General features: G+C 54.8%; 19 protein-coding genes. 2 read left to right on the top strand and 17 right to left on the bottom strand.

Features of this window, described 5'->3' with window-relative positions; translation table 11 throughout:
• Positions 1-18: 18 nt before the first annotated feature.
• From pyrB to H8S45_RS01060, 5 genes are all read right to left on the bottom strand, one after another.
• Positions 19-1080: an aspartate carbamoyltransferase gene (gene pyrB / locus H8S45_RS01080; RefSeq protein ID WP_054325923.1), complete on the bottom strand. Its 1062-nt coding sequence runs from the start codon at positions 1078-1080 to the stop codon at positions 19-21.
• Between the two features lie 69 nt (positions 1081-1149).
• Positions 1150-2325, bottom strand: coding sequence for an ABC transporter permease (locus tag H8S45_RS01075; RefSeq protein WP_147573675.1), 1176 nt, complete (start codon positions 2323-2325; stop codon positions 1150-1152).
• Positions 2322-3278, bottom strand: coding sequence for an efflux RND transporter periplasmic adaptor subunit (locus H8S45_RS01070; protein ID WP_107630474.1), 957 nt, complete (start codon positions 3276-3278; stop codon positions 2322-2324). Before H8S45_RS01070 ends, H8S45_RS01075 begins: the two co-directional genes overlap by 4 nt.
• An 89-nt stretch (positions 3279-3367) precedes the next feature.
• Positions 3368-4723 carry a DNA repair protein RadA gene (gene radA / locus H8S45_RS01065; protein WP_107630473.1) on the bottom strand — a complete coding sequence of 452 codons (1356 nt, stop codon included), beginning with the start codon at positions 4721-4723 and terminating at the stop codon, positions 3368-3370.
• A 10-nt stretch (positions 4724-4733) separates the two neighbouring features.
• Positions 4734-5438 carry an N-acetylmuramoyl-L-alanine amidase gene (locus H8S45_RS01060; protein WP_159068016.1) on the bottom strand — a complete coding sequence of 235 codons (705 nt, stop codon included), beginning with the start codon at positions 5436-5438 and terminating at the stop codon, positions 4734-4736.
• Between the two features lie 138 nt (positions 5439-5576).
• Here H8S45_RS01060 and H8S45_RS01055 point away from each other — a divergent pair, with 138 nt between their 5' ends.
• Complete coding sequence (locus tag H8S45_RS01055; RefSeq protein ID WP_054325918.1) at positions 5577-6128, top strand: cysteine hydrolase family protein; 552 nt, start codon at positions 5577-5579, stop codon at positions 6126-6128.
• Positions 6129-6163: 35 nt separating this feature from the next.
• Here H8S45_RS01055 and H8S45_RS01050 read toward each other — a convergent pair whose 3' ends face one another.
• The 6 genes from H8S45_RS01050 to H8S45_RS01025 form a co-directional block, all read right to left on the bottom strand.
• On the bottom strand, positions 6164-7285 hold the full coding sequence (locus H8S45_RS01050) for a helix-turn-helix domain-containing protein (protein ID WP_054325917.1): 1122 nt from the start codon (positions 7283-7285) through the stop codon (positions 6164-6166).
• Between the two features lie 164 nt (positions 7286-7449).
• Positions 7450-7638 carry a hypothetical protein gene (locus H8S45_RS01045; RefSeq protein WP_107630470.1) on the bottom strand — a complete coding sequence of 63 codons (189 nt, stop codon included), beginning with the start codon at positions 7636-7638 and terminating at the stop codon, positions 7450-7452.
• Between the two features lie 96 nt (positions 7639-7734).
• Positions 7735-8943: an aspartate kinase gene (locus H8S45_RS01040; RefSeq protein WP_054325916.1), complete on the bottom strand. Its 1209-nt coding sequence runs from the start codon at positions 8941-8943 to the stop codon at positions 7735-7737.
• A 50-nt stretch (positions 8944-8993) separates the two neighbouring features.
• Positions 8994-9884: a homoserine kinase gene (gene thrB / locus H8S45_RS01035; RefSeq protein ID WP_054325915.1), complete on the bottom strand. Its 891-nt coding sequence runs from the start codon at positions 9882-9884 to the stop codon at positions 8994-8996.
• A gap of 12 nt (positions 9885-9896) precedes the next feature.
• On the bottom strand, positions 9897-11108 hold the full coding sequence (locus tag H8S45_RS01030; protein ID WP_107630468.1) for a homoserine dehydrogenase: 1212 nt from the start codon (positions 11106-11108) through the stop codon (positions 9897-9899).
• 29 nt (positions 11109-11137) lie between these two features.
• A complete protein-coding gene (locus H8S45_RS01025) occupies positions 11138-11578 on the bottom strand; it encodes an ACT domain-containing protein (protein WP_107630467.1) in 441 nt (146 codons plus the stop codon).
• 227 nt (positions 11579-11805) lie between these two features.
• On the opposite strand from H8S45_RS01025, the gene H8S45_RS01020 reads away from it, so the two are divergent.
• A complete protein-coding gene (locus H8S45_RS01020; RefSeq protein WP_054325914.1) occupies positions 11806-13131 on the top strand; it encodes a sodium-dependent transporter in 1326 nt (441 codons plus the stop codon).
• A 59-nt stretch (positions 13132-13190) separates the two neighbouring features.
• Here the strand turns inward: H8S45_RS01020 and H8S45_RS01015 are convergent, their stop codons facing one another.
• The 6 genes from H8S45_RS01015 to dnaB form a co-directional block, all read right to left on the bottom strand.
• Complete coding sequence (locus H8S45_RS01015) at positions 13191-13385, bottom strand: helix-turn-helix transcriptional regulator (RefSeq protein WP_054325913.1); 195 nt, start codon at positions 13383-13385, stop codon at positions 13191-13193.
• Positions 13386-13395: 10 nt separating this feature from the next.
• Positions 13396-13857 carry a hypothetical protein gene (locus H8S45_RS01010; protein ID WP_107630465.1) on the bottom strand — a complete coding sequence of 154 codons (462 nt, stop codon included), beginning with the start codon at positions 13855-13857 and terminating at the stop codon, positions 13396-13398.
• A 135-nt stretch (positions 13858-13992) separates the two neighbouring features.
• On the bottom strand, positions 13993-15900 hold the full coding sequence (ftsH, locus tag H8S45_RS01005) for an ATP-dependent zinc metalloprotease FtsH (protein ID WP_054325911.1): 1908 nt from the start codon (positions 15898-15900) through the stop codon (positions 13993-13995).
• Positions 15901-15944: 44 nt separating this feature from the next.
• Positions 15945-16499, bottom strand: a complete 555-nt coding sequence (hpt, locus tag H8S45_RS01000) for a hypoxanthine phosphoribosyltransferase (RefSeq protein WP_242977792.1) — start codon at positions 16497-16499, stop codon at positions 15945-15947.
• Positions 16500-16506: 7 nt separating this feature from the next.
• Positions 16507-17844 (bottom strand): tRNA lysidine(34) synthetase TilS, encoded by a 1338-nt coding sequence (gene tilS, locus H8S45_RS00995; RefSeq protein WP_186949437.1) that lies wholly within the window; start codon positions 17842-17844, stop codon positions 16507-16509.
• A gap of 3 nt (positions 17845-17847) precedes the next feature.
• Positions 17848-19212: a replicative DNA helicase gene (gene dnaB / locus H8S45_RS00990; protein ID WP_054325909.1), complete on the bottom strand. Its 1365-nt coding sequence runs from the start codon at positions 19210-19212 to the stop codon at positions 17848-17850.
• Between the last annotated feature and the right edge of the window lie 22 nt (positions 19213-19234).

Genomic DNA, 19234 nt, shown 5'->3' with positions numbered 1-19234 from the left:
GGGTCAGGGCTTTTGATTTTACAGCAGCATCTCCAACGGCGCGTCGCAATAGGGACAACGGCTGCCGGGTGTACCTTCCAGCGGCAGGTATGGTTCGGTCTTGGTGATACATTTGTGGTTGGAGCAACGGACGCCGTGCGCGCCGATCTCCTGATGTCCTGCACGGATGAATGGCAATTTGGAAAGCGTCAGCAACAACGCCATACGGCCGAACATCCCAAACCTCGCCTGACGAAAATAAACCGCACGCGGATCCTCGTCCACGTCCTGCGCGATCTCGTCCACACGTGGCAGCGGGTGGAGCACCAGCATGTCCTTTTTGGCGCGCTTCATTTTTTCCGCAGTCAATTGGTAGCTGCCTTCCAGGTTTTTATATTCCTGCGCAGTCACAAAGCGCTCGCGCTGGATACGGGTCATATAAAGCACGTCGAGTTCCGGCAGGACTTCGTCAATACTGTTCACTTCACAATACGGCATGCTGTGATCGTTCAGGAAGCGAATCATATAGTCGGGCAGCTTAAGCGCTTCCGGTGCAATCAGATAAACCTGCACATTATGGTAGCGCTCCAGAAAATGCAGCAGCGAATGGACCGTGCGCCCATATTTCAGGTCCCCGCACAGGCCGATTTTCATATCATCCGCCGAGCCGCGCAGACGCAGGATCGTCACCATGTCGGTCAAAGTCTGTGTGGGATGCAGATGTCCCCCGTCGCCGGCATTGATCACGGGAACCGAAGAGTACATCGAAGCCGCTTTCGCCGCACCTTCGCGCGGGTTGCGCATGACAATCAGGTCCGCATAGCTGGATACCATGCTGATCGTGTCTTTCAGCGTCTCCCCCTTTGCCGTGGAGGAGGAGCCAGGATCGGAAAAGCCAACCACACTGCCGCCCAACCGCATCATCGCTGTTGAAAACGACAGGTTTGTCCGTGTCGACGGTTCGTAAAACAGGCTGCCCAGCACCTTGCCGCGGCAGGCATCCGTATAGCCTTCCGGACGATCGATTATATTTGTTGTCAGTTTATACAGATCAGCGAACTCTTTTTCTGTTAAATCGCTAAGATCAATGATATGGCGCATGGTTTTCAACCTTTCCTCATGTCTGTTTTCCCTATCCATTTTAACACAGGGGGATTTGAAAGGAAAGGCCTATTTCAGGATTGCGTCGATCGGGTCGAGCCGTGCCGCCCGAATGGCTGGCAGCAGGCCTGCCACCGCTCCGCAGACGAGGGAAAGGAGCAGGATCGCCGCAGACAGCATCCAGCCCGGCAGTAAAACAGTACCACCGAACAACAGCAGCAGGCAAACCGATCCCCAGCCGCAGACGCCGCCAAAAGCGCACAGCAGAGCGGATTGCAGCAAAAACAGACGCCGGATATCACGCGGCTGCGCCCCCAGCGCCAAAAACACACCGATCTCCCCTGTTTTTTCGTGCGTCGCGGCCAGCATGCTGCATAATACGCCGATCAATGCCACACATAATGTGATCCCACCCACAACAAGGAACAGCAGGATGCACAGGTTGGCCATTTGCTCCACCGCGTCCACCATGCCCGACATATTTTGTACCCGCACGGTCCCGTCCACCTTTCCCCGATCGGTCAGGTAGCCGGATATCCGGCTACTGACATGGGACAGGTCCGCTTCCGCAGCGCATTGGACAAACACTTGATCCGCATTCTCCTGTCGTGATGCCAGATACGCATAAGGAATGTAGATCAGGTGCGGCGCAAAGGAGGAAAGCGCGCCGCCCAGCGCGCTTGTCTGTGCCCGAACAACGCCGCAGACCGTAAAATATTGCTCCACTCCGTCCAAACGGACTCGCACGGTGCGCCCTACAATGTTGGCGCGCCCATAAAGCGCCTGCGCCAGATCGTCCCCAACGACTGCCACCGGCTGGCCGGACGCGGCCTGACGCTCCGTAAGCAAGCTGCCGAAAAGCACCTCCAGCCGCATCACATCCCCGAGGCGCTCATCCGCGCCGAGAAACACAGCGTTCTCGCTCACATATCCCGCGCGGATCGTTCCTGTTTTGGCCTTGATCGGCATTACCTGCTCAATCTCCTCCACCGCCTGTCCCATCTGATCGGCCAGCTCGGCGGACAGCGGATTGCCGGAACCGTGGTTGTCCAGATAAACGGTCAGCCCGCTCACGCCAAGCGTCTGTAGCGTCACATCTACCTGCGTTTTGCCAAACAGCCCGATCGAGGCGATCAGGAGCAAGGCGCCGGTGCCAACCGCAACCGATAAGGCGCATAGTCCGGTGCGCAAGGGGTTTTCCCGCAGATTTCCAAGGGCCAGCCGAAATAAATCGACAAGCCTCATGCCGCCACCTCGACCGGTGTACCGTCCGTCAGGTCGTCCGACGGCGAGAGGATCACAAGCTCTCCGGCCGTTAGCCCCTCGGTGATCTCCGTGACTTCCTCCAACAGATAACCTGTCGTGACCGCTTTTTGCACTGCCCTGCCATCCTGCACACAGAATACATATTCCTGTTTGCCGCGTTGGCATACCGCTTCATAGGGTACGGCAACCGCCTGTGGATGATAGTCGGTAAATATTTTAGCCGTAACGGAGTAGCCGGGCCGCAGTCCTTCGGTGCTTCCCCGCAACGGCAGCACCGCTTCCACCGTGGCCTCCCCGCTCTCTCCTGTCAAGCTAACCGTGCGGACCGCAACCGGTGATATTGAAGCGACCGATGCGCTGTACACCCGTTCCCCGGCAGCGGACGCTGTAATGTTCGCCATCTGGCCGCGCTGCAGATTGCCTGCATAGACCTCGGGGGTGCGCACCCGAACCTGCATATTGTTCAGGTCCGCGATCTGCACGCAGGGTACCTCCGACCACACCTGTTCATTCTCCATCGGAAGCGTAAGAACCGTCCCTGAAACAGGCGCCCGTATCGCATCCCGCTCCTCCGCGGCCACCGTCTGATCGGATGATTCGGAAAAAGATTTCCAAACGCTCTGGAGGCTTGATGCCTCCAGCTCCTTGCCTTCCCTCGGCACAAGCGAACAAAGGATGTCTCCAGCCTCTACGGAATCACCTACCGCAGCGTATACCGCTGTTATCACCGCGTTTTCATAGGGACATACCGCAACACTGTCGGCCGCTTCCACAATACCCTGTACGGTGATGCTGTTGTAAATATCCTGTGCGGAAGCGACCGCCGTCTGTACGGCTGCCGGCTTCGGCGCGCGGAAAAAGCAGGCCACCCCCAGCATTACCGATAGCACCACCGCAGTCATAGCTAAAACAATACGCGCTTGTTTTTCCATAAAATAACCGACCTCCCGCCGCAGACTACTGATAGTCTGCGGCAAAAAGGTCGGATTTACTCTCGTATTTTTTGTAGTAATTTGCAGTTTTATAATACCGCGCGAATCGCATCGGCGGCCGTGCGCACCCGCACGATATTCATTTTTTTCGTCAACGTCTCGTCGATGTCCTGCATCGGCATGATGCAGGTATGGAAGCCAAGCCGGTACGCTTCGTTGATCCGCTGCGCCGCGCCCGACACCGCGCGCAGCTCGCCGGTAAGCCCGATCTCCCCAAAGCCCATTACCCCTTCCGGCAGGGGCTTGTCCCGAAAGCTGGACGCAATCGCCAGAACCATGGGCAGGTCAACCGCAGGCTCGTCCAGGCGCATGCCGCCGACCACATTGACATATACATCCGAGGACGAAAGGAAAAAGCCGCAGCGCTTTTCTAGAATCGCCAGCAGCAGAACCATCCGGTTATAGTCCACCCCAGCCGCCGTGCGCCGCGGCACGCCGAACTGTGTTTTTGCCGCGAGCGCCTGCACCTCGGCAAGCAGAGGACGGCTGCCCTCCATCACACAGGCGATACAGTTACCGGAGGCACCCTGTGGGTGTCCGGCCAGCATGGCCGCCGAAGGATTGTTAACCTCCAGCAGGCCATGGTCGCTCATCTCAAATACACCGATTTCGTTGGTGGAGCCGTAACGGTTCTTTGCCGCGCGCAGACAGCGAAACGGCCCTGTCGTTTCTCCCTCAAAATACAGCACGCAGTCCACCATATGCTCTAAAATTTTTGGCCCCGCCAGTGTTCCCTCTTTGTTGACATGGCCGACGATAAAAATAGTCACATTTTTATTTTTGGCGTACTGCATCAGGCTCATCGCACATTCCTTGATCTGCGTTGTACCACCCGGCGCGGCGGTCAGATCCCGTTTATAAACGGTCTGGATCGAGTCCACGATCAGGATATCCGGTTCCATCTGCTCAGTTTCCTGGATGATCTGCTCCATATCCGTTTCGGACAGAATGTATAGCTCCGGCGAAGAAATCTGTAGTCGCGCCGCGCGCAGCTTGATCTGCCGAAGGGATTCCTCACCCGATACATACAACACCTTGGCGTTCCGGCACATCTCCTGGCACATCTGCAGCAAAAGCGTGGATTTGCCGATCCCCGGTTCGCCGCCGACCAAAACAAAGGAGCCATGTACCGCGCCGCCGCCCAAAACGCGGTCGAGCTCCCCGATACCGGAATGGAACCGCGCCTCATCCCCGCTTTCAATCTCGCTGAGCGGCACCGGCCGCGATGCGCCGCGCGGGAAGCTGTTGGTCCCGCGGGCCGCTGATTCCGGCTGTATTTTGAACTCGCTCATTGTGTTCCAGGCGCCGCACGAAGGGCATTTCCCGAACCATTTCGGGCTTTCATAGCCACAATCGCTGCACAAATAAACCGATTTTTGCTTCATAATTCCTCCGTCAGTCGCCATTTGCATATTGTAGGTATCCGCGCAATATGCAGGCGGCAAGTTTTTTATGGTAGTCCGGATCGTTCAGCTTCATTTCCTCTTCCGCATTGGATAAAAACCCGCATTCGACGATTACCGCCGGACAGGTGAGTTTTTTCATCAAATAGATCGAGCTTTCCGCCTGCTTGGCCTGACGCCGGTTTTCCGGATCGCAGCCATAAATCAGGCTATTCTGCAGATATTCCGCCAGAACGCGGCCGCCCGCATGGTTGGCGGAATAAAACACCTGCGCCCCATGGTATTGCGGGTCGCTGAACTTGTTCAGATGGATGCTGAGAAAGATCGGATTTGCCGCCTGCTGCACGATCTGCTCCCGCGCCTTGATATCCGAAATTTTATTTTCCCTCACCGGTCGGGAGGGGTCGTAATCCAAGGCGTTCGTATCCGGCCGTGTCATCACTGCCTGCACACCGAAAAAACCGGCCAAGCCATACAGCCGTTGCGCAATGCTTAAATTGATGTCCTGTTCGGCGGTGCCGTTCGACCCAACCGCACCGCCGTCAAAACCGCCGTGTCCCGCATCGATCACCAGTGTGCGGGAGGCGCGGCTTTCCGCTATTGTCTGCACAATACCGCTGCTGTGAACTGCGGTCAGGCCGGCCAGCAATCCAACCATTACGCAAAGCACCATTCTTTTTCCCATCTTGATCTGCATCGCGCGCACCTCCGTGCTCCAAACATATGCGCGACGTGCTTTTATTATAATCCACTTCATAGCACGGTGCAATAAAATCGTTGTTGCCGGCACAAAATCATGCTATGATAAAATTATAAAAATGGAGGGATATGGGTTATGAACAAGCTTCTTGCAGTGATCGATTATCAAAATGACTTTGTGACCGGCTCGCTCGGCTTTGACGGGGCCGCCGCGATCGATGGTGGGATCGCCCACCAGGCCCAGGCTTATCTGGCGCAGGGGGATCACGTCTTATTCACCTATGACACCCATGACGACCTGTATTTGGAGACGCGGGAAGGACGCGCGCTGCCCATTCCCCACTGCAATCCAAAAGAACAGGGCTGGCGCCTTTACGGGAAAACGCAGGAGTTATGCTGTGAGACCTGTGCCAATCATCAAATTCACAACATCTGCAAGCACACCTTTGGCATGCCGCCGGCAGAGCTTACCAAGCTGGGAAGTGAGCTTCCCGATTTGAAGGAGATCATGGTCGTAGGTGTTGTGACGAACATGTGCGTCATTTCCAATGCCGCGCTCCTGCAGGCGCAATGGCCGGAAGCCCAGATTATCGTGGACGCTTCCCTGTGCCGCAGCTTTGACCCTGTCCTGCATGAAAAGGCGCTCGATGTGATGCAGGGGCTGCAAATGACCGTAATCAACCGCTGAAAAGAGGGACCGTTTAGGCGGTCCCTCTTTTCCCTTTAATCGATCTCCCATACAGTGATACGGCCGTAGTCGTCCACAATTTCCAGTTCTACCGTCAGCGTCTCCAACGGTTCCCTGACCGTCCAGTCCGGCTTCGCATACAGGTAGATTTCATGTAGCATATGGAGCGCTAACTCCTCCTCCGTTGCGTTAACCATTACGCCCATGCGTTCGAGTTCCTCATCCCCTTTGCGCAGAACGAGCGCCGCGCTCTGGGGTGCAACACGCATGGACGGAGCAAGGGAATACACTTGAATTTCCAAATACCCCGACACATGTGTCCCGCCCCAATCGGATGCAATACCTCCGGTTTGCCATCTCGAACTGAATTGCAGCGTATATGCGTCCTCCACGCCTGTCAAATGATCCACCAAAATATTACGGACCATGCCGCTTTCTTCATCTGTTAGCACCAGATAAACCGAAAACGCATCCCGCATGGGGATTTCCGTATCGCCGGAATAAGCGTTGTCCTGGCCCAACAGCGCACTGCAGGTCCAGCTTGATGAACCGCTTTGGATGGAGAACTTCGCGGTTTCATTTTCCGGATGCAGTTCTTTCGGCCGGGCATAAATTGACACATGCAGCATCTCCGCTGTCTGTGCGTTCGGGTCATACTGCAAATCATAGGATACATCGAAATCTGCCAGCGCGCTTTCCTCCTGCGCGCCGGACTGCGGGATATAAACGGTATCCGTCCGTTCCGGTATGGCATTGACCTGCGCCTGCAGCGCCTCCACGCGCTCCTGCAGGCGTCCAATCCATATGAGGGACACAAGATTGCACAAAGCCCCTGCCAGAGCAAGCAGCACAGCCGCGATGGCAAACCACCTGATTTTCCCTGTCAGCACCGGCCGCTTCAGAGGGACGCCTGGGGATGCTGCGTTTTCCGGTTCTGCGGATTCACTTTCCGGCAGTCTGCTGTCCGGACGCAGAATCGCATCGACCGGCACGCCAAATATCCGCCCCAGCTCCACCAGATTATCCATACCCGGCACTGCCTGATCCGCTTCCCATTTGGATACCGCCTGGCGCGATATCCCCAGTTGGTCCGCCAGCGCCTCCTGGCTCATGCCTGCCTTCCGGCGCAGGGCTGCTATTTTTTCACCCGTAGTCATTTGATCACCGCCTTTTCTTTATTTCAGGCTACCGCTTTTCCTCTGAAAATGCCACCAACCGGTCGTTTCTTTTTGTCAACCAACGGTTGACATGCGCGAAAGGGACAAATAAAGCCCCGAAAGACGTCTCTTCCGGAGCTTTTTTCAGCCTTATGTAAACCGGTTTATTCTATGCCCTCATTTTCCCCTTCGGAGCGGTTGTTGAAAGCATATTCCGCGCACTTTTCTTTCGCTTCTTCCTCTGTCGCGTAAGGACAGGCACGGACGCGGCCCTCTGTTTCGGAAAACGCTACACAAAGCTTTTCCGTCCCCGTTGCAAAGCGGCGGCGGAACAGGCACCAAAGCTTCTTCATTTGTAATTCTCCCTTTCTTGTCGTCAAACTCTGGTTTAATTATAGCGTGCGTCCAACCGATTGTCAACGAGATTGACAAATAAATATCAATAGCGGTTATTCGCCAAAAAATTCCTCATGAATGGCTTTGACTGCCTTTTCGCTGTCTTCTTCGTTAATCAGGACGGATATCTTGATCTCCGAAGTGGAGATCATACGGATATTGATTCCAGCCATGGCCAGCGCTTCAAACATTTTGGAGGCCACGCCTGCGGAAGACGCCATGCCTGCGCCAACAATGGAAACCTTCGCCACTTTGGTGCTGATCGACACGTCCTCATATCCCAGCATTTCGGCATTGTCCCGCAGGATTTTTCCCACACGGTCCGCATCATCCTGCCGTATGGTAAACGAAATGGATTTTTTATTATCGCGACCGACGGACTGCAGGATAATATCGATATTTACATTATGCTTAGCCATCAGCGAAAACACCTTGAACGCGGTGCCGGGTGTATCGGAAACATTGATAATCGCAACACGGGCGCAGTTATTGTCACGGGCAACCCCCGAAACGTTCATTTTTTCCATGTGAGAACCCTCCTTGACTTTTGTACCCGGATTGCGGGTAAAACTCGAAATGACCTCCAGGTCGACGTTATACTTCTTTGCCATCTCAACGCTTCGGTTGTGCAGGACCTGCGCGCCGAGCGAGGCCAGCTCCAGCATCTCATCATAGGTGATCGCTTCCAGCTTGCGCGCGCCGGGTACGATACGCGGATCGGTCGTGTACACACCGTCCACATCCGTATAAATCTGGCACAGGTCCGCGCCCAGCGTCGCTGCGATCGCAACCGCAGTCGTATCCGATCCGCCGCGGCCGAGCGTTGTCAGGTCGCCCATTTTGTTCAAGCCCTGGAAGCCTGCAACGATGCAAATTTTCCCGTTATCCAATTCCGCCTTCAGCCGGTCGCCCGAAATGCGCTTGATGCGCGCGTCTGAATAATTGCTGTTGGTTTCCAGCCCGATCTGCCAGCCGGTCAGCGAAACCACGGAAAAACCGAGCTTCTGAATCGCCATCGCGAGCAGGGACATGGAAATCATTTCCCCTGTGTTGAGCAGCACATCCATCTCCCGTTTGGAGGGATGGTCGTTCAGCTCCGCCGCCTTTGCGATCAGGTCATCCGTTGTGTCGCCCTGCGCGGATACGACGACAACAACCTGGTTGCCCGCCTGTGCCGTTTTCGTCACAATGTCCGCCACGTTTTTCAGACGTTCGGTATTTGCTACCGAGGTTCCGCCAAATTTCTGCACAATAAGACTCATACTTGTTACGTTTCCTCCTTATATCGCCTACCGTCAAAAACGGTCCTGCTTCAAATACGCTTGACTGTCGCGCCGACCTCGTCACAGCGAAGCTGCATCGCATGCCAATGTGGATATTTTTCCGCACACAAGGCCTGCGCTCGCGCGGCGTAGTCACGGTCCCCCTTATAGACCATTGCGATAATAGACGGGCCGGCGCCCGAGATAAATGCGCCTAACGCCCCCAGTTCCTTTGCCTCCTGTATGATGTCCTCCCCGTTTTCGATCAGGCCGAACCGGTACGGCTGGTGCAGGCAGTCCCCTGTCGCAACATCCAGATTATCCAGCTTTCCGGTCGTCAGCGAGCCTGCAAGAAGGGCGGCACGCGCTAAATTATAGACCGCGTCATGATGCGCGATCGTCTTGGGCAGCGCGGCGCGCGCTTTTTCCGTTGACAGCTTAAAGTCAGGGATAAACACAATAAAGTCAATGGCGCTGTGTACCGGCACACGCACATGGTGTACATGCCCGTTTTCCAGCAGCGCGACGCAGAAGCCGCCGAGAATCGCCGGTGTGGAATTATCCGGATGCCCTTCGATCGTTGCGGCCAGATCGATCACAGCCTGCCGGTCAAGCGGCTCGCCCAGCATCTCATTCGCTCCCATAATCCCCGCCACTGTGCAGGCAGAGGAAGAACCGAGCCCTCTTGTCTGCGGGATCGCACAGTCTTCGACGATGCGCAGCCCGTTCAGGTTGTAGCCACATTCATCATACACCTTTTTCGCGCATTGGTAAATCAAATTCCGCGAATCCTTAGGAATTAACTGACCGTTTTTATCCGAAATATCAATGTGGTCGCATTCTTCCATCTCGATAATATTATAAAGCTCAAGCGCAATGCCGATGCTGTCATAGCCCGACCCCATATTCGCGCTTGTCGCGGGTACCGTTACCCTTACCATGTGTTTCCCCCCTTAGAGCATGCGCATCGCTGCGCAGACCTTGCCGCAGGCGTTGAGCTGCTGGATTTTTTTCTGCATATCGGCGGTCGCCAGCTTGCTGGTTTTCACAACAACCACGCCGTCAACCGGTTCTGTCACGCTTTCGACCGGCAAAACCGCCTCCATATCTTTCTGGCTGCCCTTGAACCGGACATACCATGCGCTTTGCAGCGTATCCAACGGCCGAAGCAAACAGCGCGAGCCATCCCCCCACATAATACGGCGGCGATGGTCACGGTGTTCCATGCAGTCCATCATATCCGCCACGACTGCGGAGGCTGTCGCCAGCTTGCCGGCTCCTTTTCCGTAGAACATAACCTCCCCCGTGGCATTGCCGTTAATCATGATTGCGTTGAACACATCCTCCACCGCAGCCAGCGGACTTTCTTTGTGGATCAGGTGCGGCGCAACATACGCATACGCGGTTCCATCCTCGCAGCGTACGGAACGGCCCAGCAGCTTGATCACACAGCCCAGCTTATCCGCGTTAGCCACATCCTCAAGCGTTATTTTCGTGATGCCCTCGCAGGAAACCGCATCCGGATCAAACTTATCTCCAAAAGCCAGGTCGGAAAGAATGCAGATCTTGCGGCAGGCGTCATGCCCTTCAATATCCGCTGTGGGGTCCTTTTCCGCGTAGCCGTTGAGCTGCGCCTGCTTCAACGCGTCCTCAAAAGTGACGCCGTTATGGATCATCTGGGTCAGGATATAATTTGTCGTTCCGTTGAGAATACCACAGATCTCGTCGAACTCATTTGCCGCGAGACACTGCAGCATGGGGCGGATGATTGGGATACCGCCGCCGACCGATGCCTCGAACATATAATTTACACCGTGCGCCTGCGCAATCCGGAGCAATTCCTCCCCTCGGGTCGCGACCAGCTCCTTGTTGGAGGTGCAAACGCTCTTGCCGGCCTGCAGACAACGCTTGGTGAACTCATACGCTGCGCCGACGCCACCCATGACCTCAGCTACGACCGAAATCTCCGGATCGTTTTCTATAACAGAAAAATCCGTTACAAATTTATTCCCATACGGCAATGCGGAAAAATCGCGCAGGTCGAGTACATATTTCACCTCAACCGGCACCCCCAGCACGCGGGTGATTTTTTCCGCGTTCATTTCAAATACCTCATATACGCCAGAGCCAACCGTGCCATGGCCCATGATAGCTGCTTTCACCATACGTCATTCTCTTCCTTTCGGCTGTTCTCTTATTCGGATGCTAAAATTTCCACCTTATTTACGCCCTCCAGCGCTTCTGCCCGATGCACCAGTTCTTCGACGGAATATTTCATTTCACCGGTGCGCGCGGCTATCGTGACCGAGGCCTGCCCCCGCATGGGGATGGATTGGTTCACCGTCAGCAGGTTGGCGCCGGACCGCGCCATAAGCCCCAGGATACTCGACAGCATCCCAGGCTGATCATGCAACATGAAATGGAATGTTACGATCCGGTCGGTCGTCGCCTCAAAAAATGGCCGGACGCCATCCTTATATTTGTAATAGGCGCTACGGGACAGTCCTGCTATTTTCGCCGCCTCGCTTGCGGTAGCCGCTTTTCCGGAGGCAATCGCTTCGTTTGCTTCGATCACGCGCTGAAACACCTCGGGCAGTAATGTCCGCTCGACCAGATAATATTTTGGCTTAATCATGCGTTGTCCTCCCTAAAAAGACAGATGTCTTTTTCACGCTTTCCTATCATACCATATGAACCCCTGCAAAGCAAGGGAATATGTGATAAAATTCTTGTTTTTCACAAAATCCTTTTGTATGATTCGACAAAGCTGTATCCGATTTATTGGCAAATCCAATATGGCTTAATTTCCTAAACTATGATATACTAAAAAAACATGTGAAATTAGAGACGGAGAATCGTACTATGAAACAAAAAAACGAAAATGGAACCTTTACCTCGAAAGTAGGCTTTGTTCTTGCCGCAGTCGGCTCCGCAGTCGGCATGGGAAACATCTGGATGTTTCCATACCGCACAGGGCAGTACGGCGGCGCGGCGTTCCTGATTCCTTACCTGCTGTTTGTCGCTCTGTTTGGATACGTCGGCCTGTCGGGCGAATTTGCGTTCGGCCGTCTGACCGGCACCGGACCGATCGGCTCATATGAGTACGCGATGAAAAGCCGCGGCAAAAAAGGCGGCGCTTTTCTCGGTGCGATCCCGTTGTTCGGGTCGCTCGGCATTGCGATCGGCTACGCCATTATTGTCGGTTGGGTGGTCCGCAGCGCGTTTGGCGCACTGACCGGCACCTTGATGCGCACGGAGCCGGAAGTATTCTTTTCCCAAATGAGCAGCGCGCATTTGTCCAGCGTCCCCTGGCACACGATCGTTGTACTGATGACGGTCGCCATACTGATTTACGGTGTGTCGGGCGGCATCGAAAAAATCAATAAAGTTATGATGCCCGCATTTTTTATCCTGTTTTTGATTATCGCGGTGCGCGTCGCTTTCCTGCCCGGCGCGTTGGATGGTTACCGGTATCTGTTTGTCCCCCAATGGGAGTTCCTTTTGAATCCCAAAACTTGGGTCATGGCGATGGGGCAGGCATTCTTTTCCCTTTCCGTCACGGGCTCCGGTATGATCATCTACGGCAGCTATCTGAGCAAAAAAGAGGATATCGTCCACTCCTCCACAATGACCGCGTTGCTCGATACCTGCGCAGCTATGCTCGCCGGCTTTGCCGTTATCCCATCGGTCTTTGCATTTGGGCTTGATCCTGCATCCGGTCCCAAACTGTTGTTTATCACTCTGCCCCGCGTCTTTCAGCAAATGCCGATGGGGCGGCTGTTTGCTTTCCTGTTTTTCCTTTCCGTCCTTTTTGCCGGCATCACGTCGCTTGCCAACATGCTCGAGGCGGTTTCCGAAGCGGCGCAGACCCGTCTCAAGCTCAAGAGGAAAACCGCTGTTGTGCTTTCCGGCGTTGCAACGCTTGCTGTCGGCCTTCTGATCGAGCAGGAGGCGCTTATGGGCAGATGGATGGATATTATTACGATCTATGTGGTCCCGATCGGCGCGATTCTCGGCGCGGTCATGATTTATTGGGTGCTGGGCGTCAAGGAAATCAAAAAAGAGCTTATGCTTGGTCGGGAAAAAACGCTCAGCCGTGTATTTGATCCTCTCGCAAAATATGTTTATGTTTTCCTGGCAGCGCTCGTCGTCGTATTCAGCTTCCTGATCCCCGGTGGCATTGGCTGACGTTTATTGCGGGGACCATATTGGACAATAAAAGAGCTTCCCCTTAAGGGGAAGCTCTTTTATTCTTCCAGGAAGAAAATACTTTCTACCGGCTGCTCCAATAAGCGGGCAACCTTCATCGCCAATTCCAGGGTCGGGTCATATTTGTTATTTTCCATTGCAACTACGGTCTGGCGCGAAACACCGAGCAGCTTTGCCATATCCTCCTGCCGCAGGCCGTGAGCTTTCCGCAGCGCTTTGATGCCGTTCTTCATATATTTTCACTTATATCATCATAATCCCAATAGCAAGCATCGCTCCCAGCGTACCGACTGCAAGGCTGAATACCAGCACAATCATCAGAGTCTTCCACAGCGGATAGGGCTTATATTCCTCGTCTCCCTCCGTATACCGATGCCGCAGCGCAAGTGTGGCGATCGATTGTGTCAGCACGCCCAGAAGCAGAACGCCGTTGGAAAGCGGTATGCTTTCATTTTTAACAAATACGCTGTAAAATGTACATCCCAGCAAACCAAACAGCATAACCGTGTATGCAATAGAGATTGCTTTGTATTGGATCAGCCGCTCCATCTCGTCCGCTCGCTGCATCCCGGGCTGCAAACCAAGCTTATTGGCCAATGCGGTGAAACGCAGCGGCCGCCTCCTCCCAATCCATATAAACAGCGCAAGAAAGCCAACCAGAAACACTATTGGCAGCGCCATCAAAATATAGCTCTTTGCACCCATATCAAGCTCTCCCTCCCCTTTGCATAGTGTCAAACTTATTTTACATTTTCAGCATACCTCACACTTTTAAAAATGTCAAGAGTTTTTGACTTTTCTCCACAAAAGAAATCCCACGGGTTCCCGTGGGATTTCTTTTTATTCTGTTTCCTGGCCGTCGTCTTTTTTCTGTGCCTGTTCATCCAGCTCCTTTTGAAGCTCAGGCATCAAATCCTCGCCGAGTACCTTGTCCGGAACGATCTCATTGTTATAGACCTTAAGGAAGGTTTCCCCGTCCATTGTTTCATTACGGATCAAATACTCCGCGACACGGGACATCTCCTCCATATGCTCGGTCAGGAGCTTCTCACAGGCGTGGTGCGCCTCCTCGATAATACGGTGGATCTCATCGTCGATCTCCGCTGCCTTGACCTCGGAGTAGCCCTTCCCTGCCGCAAAATCACGGCCCAGGAATATTTCGCCGTTGTCCGCGCCGTAATCAATCGGCCCGATCCTCTCGCTCATACCATAACTGGTCACCATCGCCCGCGCCATCTGCGTCGCCTGCTTTATATCGCCGTAGGCGCCGGTGGAGATATCCGGCATCGTAAGCTGTTCCGCGACACGGCCGCCCAAGCAAACGATGATATACTCCTCCATATACTTTCGGGTGCGGTACGCCTGATCCTCTTCCGGTAGCGGCATGGTAAAGCCGCCTGCACCGGAGGAACGCGGAATGATCGTTACATGATGCACCGGATCCTGCGTCGGCAGGACATGGAAACAAATGGCATGACCTGCTTCGTGATATGCTGTCAGGCGCTTATCCTGCTCGGTAATGATATGGCTCTTTTTTTCCACACCCATCACGACTTTGAGCAGGGACTCCTCGATCTCATCTTGGGAAATCAGCTTTTTATTGCGGCGCGCTGCCAGCAGTGCTGCCTCGTTGAGCAGATTCTCCAGATCCGCGCCGGTAAATCCGGCCGTGGTTTTAGCGATATCCGAGAACTTGACATCCGGATCGAACTGCTTGTTGCGGGCATGCACTTTCAGGATTGCCTCGCGCCCCTTAACGTCAGGTGCGCCAACATAGACCTGGCGGTCAAAACGGCCCGGGCGGAGCAATGCGTTGTCGAGGATATCCTTACGGTTGGTCGCCGCAATCACGATAACGCCCTCATTGGCGCCGAAACCGTCCATCTCTACAAGCAGTTGATTCAGCGTCTGCTCGCGCTCATCATGCCCGCCGCCGAGTCCAGCGCCGCGCTGGCGGCCTACCGCGTCGATCTCGTCGATGAACACGATCGCCGGTGCGTTCTTTTTCGCCTGCTCGAACAGATCGCGTACGCGCGAAGCGCCAACGCCGACATACAGCTCGACAAAATCCGAGCCGGAAATCGATAGGAACGGCACGCCGGCCTCGCCCGCAACCGCACGCGCGATCAATGTTTTACCAGTACCCGGAGGGCCTACCAGGAGTACGCCCTTGGGAATGCGCGCGCCGATCTGCACAAATTTCTGCGGGTTTTTCAGAAACTCCACGATCTCCTGTAACTCGGCCTTTTCCTCATCCGCACCGGCCACATCATTGAAAGTGACTTTCCTTTTATCGTCCTGCGCCAGCTTTGCACGTGCTTTGCCGAACTGCATCGGACCCGCGCCGCCGCCGGACTGCTTGTTCATCATAAAATACCAGAACGCGCCCAGCAGAACAATCAGGATGAGGTATGGCACCAAATTCGCCCACCACGGTATTTCCGTAGTGATATAATTTACCTCTGTCAGCGTGCCGTTCTGCTCCTGCTCCTGGATCGTTTCACCCAGTTCTTCGTAAAATACGCTGAAGTAATTCCCCAAGTCATAGCTGACAACGCGTCCGTCGTCCTTCAGATGCATGGTCAGCGTCCCGCCATCCACCTTGAACTGATCAACTTTCTCCTCCTGGAAGTATTTGTATACATCCAGATAGGTGATCGGCTCGGTGCGCGACGTCTGGCTCACAACATAGCTGACACCGGCCAGCAAAAACACCAGTATCAGAAGATAAAGGCCAAAGCCTTTCATTTTTCCTTTCAAATCGGTATGACACCTCTTCCTCGTTCGTGTATTTACTCGCCGCCGTAAACAGACGGTTTGAGAATGCCGATATACGGCAAATTACGGTATTTTTCAGCATAATCTAGGCCATAGCCGACCACAAATTCATCCGGTATTTCAAAGCCGAGATAATCGATCGGCACATGTACCTTATGCCGCGCAGGCTTGGACAGCAGCGTACACAGCCGAATCGAATTTGCTCCGCGCGCCATCAGCACCTGCATCAAATAATTCAACGTGACGCCTGAATCGAGGATATCCTCTACAATCAACAGGTCGCGCCCGTCGATCGGCTGCTCGATATCCTTGATGATCTGCACCTCGCCAGAGGTTTTGGTCCCCTTTCCATAACTGGATACCACCATGAAATCAATATTGCACGGCGTTTGGATCCTGCGGGTCAGATCTGCCATAAAAACATAGGATCCCTTGAGTACGCTGACGATCAGGGGATTCCTATCCCGATAATCCTCCGTAATACGCGCGCCCAACTCCGCCACTTTTTCCGCGAGTTGCTGTTCCGTGAAGTAAACTTCCTTGATGTCGTCTCGCATGTCAAATGCCATTTGTCAGTTACCTCTCTATCGTTATTTCTATCAGCGCGCCCCCTTTGGGAGTACGCGAAATATCCATCCCCAAATTCTGCACCGCGATCACGCCGTTTTTATCCGCCAGAACCGCTAACTCATCTCTTTGTAAGCGCGGGATTTTCCGGTCGATCATCAGCTTTTTCAGCGTGCGGCTGCCGCCCTTTTTCGATAGGCGCAGCCTGTCTCCCGGCATGCGGGCGCGGACACAGAACGTATCAAAACATATTGTACCACAATCCACGAGAAAAGTATTGAATGATTTGTAAAAAGATTGCTTTTTTTCTAAACGACGAACCGACAAATGCAGCGTGCCGCCCCAAACCAGCCTGTCAAACGGAACGGTAAGCAAAACCGGTTCCCGCCGAAGCGCTGGTGCGGCTGCGGCTGTTATATATACTGTATCATATTCCCGCCGCGCCGTAAACCCATGCGGCAGACTGAGCGCTGCGGATGGATCGTCTGTTTCCAGAAGGCGTTCCAGCGCTTGAATATGAGTTGCGGCGATATCCCGCATCGTCACGCCCGAATGCTTCACAAGCATTTTTACCGCCCGCGAACGCAGCGCCGGATGCGCCGACCGGAGCGTATCAACCTGCCATTTGCCGGAAGCGCGCCGCGCCGCGCAAAGAAGACGTTCGGCTTCCCCGTCCAGATACGCGTTGTCCTGCCGCAGAAGCCCGCTCAGACGCGTTACTGCATCCGGCAGCGCCGGATTGATCTCACGAAGCACCGGTATTACCGCATGCCGGATGCGGTTGCGCGTATATCGGTCATCCGCATTTGTGCTGTCGGTCACATAGTCCTGCCCTAACTGCCGCAAAAAGGCTTCCACATCCGCTCTTGTTGTTTCAATCAGCGGTCGCACAAGCTGGCCGCGTACCGGCGGTATCCCCGTCAGCCCCTCCGGTCCGGTACCCCGTGCCAAATGAAACAGCACGGTTTCCGCTGAGTCGTCCGCCGTATGGGCGGTCGCGATCCTATCCGCTCCCGCAGCGGCGAAAAGCCGCTCATACCGGATATGACGCGCCGCTGTTTCAATGCTTTCCCCGCGCTGGACGGACTCCGCGCGGATATCCGCGCGCGAAACGGTCAGCGGCACCTGCAGGCGCGCACACAGCGACCGGCAGAACGCTTCATCCCGTTCCGCTTCCGCTCCGCGCAGGCAATGATTCAGATGGAACGCCCGCACAGGGTATCCCAGAAGCAGCAGCGCCCGCAGAAGGGCTGTGGAATCCGCCCCGCCGGAAAGCGCCACCAGGACAGCTTCGCCGGGTGTCAGCATCTGGTGCGCCTCGATCGTGTGTTTTACGATTTCCAGCATGGCCTACTCCCCGTGGATTCTGTCTGGATTGGAAAACGTTGTATATTGACCGACCCATTGCAGCTCCACCGTGTTGGTGGCGCCGTGTCGGTTTTTGGCAATAATAATTTCCGCTATGTTCTTCTGCTCCGATTCGTCATCATAATAATCGTCACGATAAATAAACATGACGATATCCGCGTCCTGCTCGATCGCACCGGATTCGCGCAGATCGGACAGCATCGGCCGCTTATCCGCGCGCTGTTCGGACGCGCGTGACAACTGGGACAGACAGACGACCGGCACATTGAGCTCTTTCGCCATGATTTTGAGGGAACGCGAGATCTCTGCGACCTCCTGCACGCGGTTATCCGAATGCCGGCCGCCTGCGTGCATCAGTTGCAGGTAGTCGATCACGATAAGGCCCAACTCGTCCCCCAGCCGCCGGCATTTCGCCTTGATTTCAGCCGCAGTAATCGCCGGATTATCGTCCACATAGATATTCAGGCCAGCCAGCACGCCGGACGCGCGGGCGATCTTGACCCAATCGTCCCCATCCAGGTTACCAGTCTTGAGCTTTTGCGACTCGATCAACGCTTCGCTGGACAAAAAGCGGCTCGCAAGCTGTTCCTTGCCCATTTCCAACTGGAACACACACACGCCCGTCCCTTTTTTATAGCCCTTCGGCTTGCCCTTTACACTCGCCTTTGCCGCGTTGAGCGCAATGTTGAGCGCAAACGCGGTCTTACCCATGCCGGGACGCGCCGCAATCAGTATCAGGTCGGATTTGTTCAGGCCTGTCAACGCCGTGTCCAGCGCGTGAAATCCGGTTGACATGCCTGGGATATCGCTGTCCGACCTGGCACGCTCATCGAGTTCCGTATACAGGTCCGCGATGACCTCGCTCAGCTTGGACAGGCCTTTGATCTCCCGTCCCTGACGGATGCTATAGATGCGCTGCTCCGCCAACTCCGCGATGCTGGACGCTTCTCCATGCGCTTCCAGCGCATGCTGCTGAATTTCGGCGCCCGCGTCGGCAAGCTGCCGCAGCAGGCTCTTGTCGCGCACAATGCGGACATATTCCGAAACGTTGCGCGTTCCAGGCGTTACCTCCATCAACTGAAAGAGATATGCCCTGCCCCCTGCCTCATCGTAATAGCCGAGACGGGTCAGCATATCCAGCACGGTGACCGGATCGATCTTCTGCGCGCCGTTGAACATGGAATAGATGGTTTCAAAAATGCGTTTGTTCTCATCCGCATAGAAATCATCCGCGCGCACCTGCTCGATCACTTCCGGTATGCAGTTTGGATCGACAAGCATGGCGCCCAGCAAAGACTGCTCCGCAGTCAGGTCCTGCGGCACCTGCCGCATAAGAAGCTCATCCAAAGCTGCACACCGCCTTTCCAAT

Origin of the sequence: Agathobaculum faecis, from assembly GCF_014287995.1 — a bacterium.
Taxonomy (GTDB): domain Bacteria; phylum Bacillota; class Clostridia; order Oscillospirales; family Butyricicoccaceae; genus Agathobaculum; species Agathobaculum ammoniilyticum.
Note: the sequence above shows the minus strand (reverse complement) of the source record. Positions and strands in the feature narration are given on the sequence as shown.

Excerpts from the sequence above, each read along its gene's own strand:
- tilS (WP_186949437.1), bottom strand. The coding sequence starts at position 17,844 with ATGCTGGAAATCGTAAAACACACGATCGAGGCGCACCAGATGCTGACA.
- pyrB (WP_054325923.1), bottom strand. The coding sequence starts at position 1,080 with ATGCGCCATATCATTGATCTTAGCGATTTAACAGAAAAAGAGTTCGCT.
- H8S45_RS01075 (WP_147573675.1), bottom strand. The coding sequence starts at position 2,325 with ATGAGGCTTGTCGATTTATTTCGGCTGGCCCTTGGAAATCTGCGGGAA.
- H8S45_RS01020 (WP_054325914.1), top strand. The coding sequence starts at position 11,806 with ATGAAACAAAAAAACGAAAATGGAACCTTTACCTCGAAAGTAGGCTTT.
- radA (WP_107630473.1), bottom strand. The coding sequence starts at position 4,723 with ATGAAGCAAAAATCGGTTTATTTGTGCAGCGATTGTGGCTATGAAAGC.
- hpt (WP_242977792.1), bottom strand. The coding sequence starts at position 16,499 with ATGGCATTTGACATGCGAGACGACATCAAGGAAGTTTACTTCACGGAA.
- H8S45_RS01060 (WP_159068016.1), bottom strand. The coding sequence starts at position 5,438 with ATGCAGATCAAGATGGGAAAAAGAATGGTGCTTTGCGTAATGGTTGGA.
- H8S45_RS01010 (WP_107630465.1), bottom strand. The coding sequence starts at position 13,857 with ATGGGTGCAAAGAGCTATATTTTGATGGCGCTGCCAATAGTGTTTCTG.
- thrB (WP_054325915.1), bottom strand. The coding sequence starts at position 9,884 with ATGGTAAGGGTAACGGTACCCGCGACAAGCGCGAATATGGGGTCGGGC.
- H8S45_RS01025 (WP_107630467.1), bottom strand. The coding sequence starts at position 11,578 with ATGATTAAGCCAAAATATTATCTGGTCGAGCGGACATTACTGCCCGAG.
- H8S45_RS01045 (WP_107630470.1), bottom strand. The coding sequence starts at position 7,638 with ATGAAGAAGCTTTGGTGCCTGTTCCGCCGCCGCTTTGCAACGGGGACG.
- H8S45_RS01040 (WP_054325916.1), bottom strand. The coding sequence starts at position 8,943 with ATGAGTCTTATTGTGCAGAAATTTGGCGGAACCTCGGTAGCAAATACC.
- H8S45_RS01070 (WP_107630474.1), bottom strand. The coding sequence starts at position 3,278 with ATGGAAAAACAAGCGCGTATTGTTTTAGCTATGACTGCGGTGGTGCTA.
- H8S45_RS01030 (WP_107630468.1), bottom strand. The coding sequence starts at position 11,108 with ATGGTGAAAGCAGCTATCATGGGCCATGGCACGGTTGGCTCTGGCGTA.
- H8S45_RS01015 (WP_054325913.1), bottom strand. The coding sequence starts at position 13,385 with ATGAAGAACGGCATCAAAGCGCTGCGGAAAGCTCACGGCCTGCGGCAG.
- H8S45_RS01055 (WP_054325918.1), top strand. The coding sequence starts at position 5,577 with ATGAACAAGCTTCTTGCAGTGATCGATTATCAAAATGACTTTGTGACC.
- ftsH (WP_054325911.1), bottom strand. The coding sequence starts at position 15,900 with ATGAAAGGCTTTGGCCTTTATCTTCTGATACTGGTGTTTTTGCTGGCC.
- H8S45_RS01050 (WP_054325917.1), bottom strand. The coding sequence starts at position 7,285 with ATGACTACGGGTGAAAAAATAGCAGCCCTGCGCCGGAAGGCAGGCATG.